This is a genomic window from Bacillus sp. LR--39, from assembly GCF_053613335.1.
In genome coordinates, this window is record NZ_JBSIOT010000373.1 from 1 (window position 1) to 1023 (window position 1023).

The 1023-nt window shown below is 47.0% G+C and carries 1 protein-coding gene; it reads right to left on the minus strand.

Features of this window, described 5'->3' with window-relative positions:
- Nucleotides 1-213: 213 nt before the first annotated feature.
- Nucleotides 214-1023 (minus strand): ornithine aminotransferase (rocD, locus tag ACWHAR_RS23345; RefSeq protein ID WP_452087985.1); only part of this gene is annotated, 810 nt, incomplete at its 5' end.

Genomic DNA, 1023 nt, shown 5'->3' on the forward strand with positions numbered 1-1023 from the left:
CCCTTCAGCAACTTGTATTGGATCTAAGCTGGAACATCTGCATGATGCTATCCCAGTTTGCTGTCCAAAGAGTCTCTATCTATTTAATATAAAATTCACTTCTTCTCATAAAGATACATTATACTAAAATACTGTAGCTGAGCAAATAGGGAGTGCTGATTTTTCTGTTGTAAATTTATACAAACGAAGTGAATATCCCGCCATGGTGCGGATTTATGCGTTTTGCAGCACGTGCTTAATTTTCTCTATCGCCCAATCCAAATCCTCTTTGGAAATGATTAATGGCGGTGCAAAACGAATGACTGTATCATGCGTTTCCTTGCATAAAAGCCCTTCTTCCTTCAAACGCTCACAATACGGACGTGCCGCTTCCGTCAATTCCACACCGATAAACAGCCCTCTGCCGCGGACTTCTTTAATAACCGGGCTGTCAATGCTCTCAAGCTCGCTCTTAAAGTATTCGCCGAGCTCAAGAGAACGATCCGTCAGTTTTTCATCCTCCAGCACTTCTAATGAAGCGATAGACACTGCACATGCAAGCGGGTTTCCGCCAAATGTTGAGCCGTGTGAGCCCGGGTTAAACACGCCTAGGATCTCGCGGTCCGCCGCAATGCATGAGATCGGAAACACACCGCCGCCAAGCGCTTTGCCCAAGATATACATATCAGGAACAATGCCGTCCCAGTCACAGGCAAACGTCTTGCCTGTACGTCCGAGACCCGTTTGAATTTCATCCGCAATAAACAAGACATTCTCTTCCTTACAAATCGCCGCCGCTTCCTGTAAAAATCCTTCAGGCGGAATCACAATGCCCGCTTCGCCTTGAATCGGTTCAAACAAGAATGCCGCTGTATTCGGCGTAATGGCCTGTCGAAGCGCTTCCACATCGCCGTAAGGAATGAGTTTGATTCCCGGAAGCATCGGGCCGAATCCTCGTTTATATTCTTCTTCAGAAGAAAGAGATACCGCCAGCATCGTGCGGCCGTGGAAGTTCCCGACACATGCGATAATTTCCGCTTGATT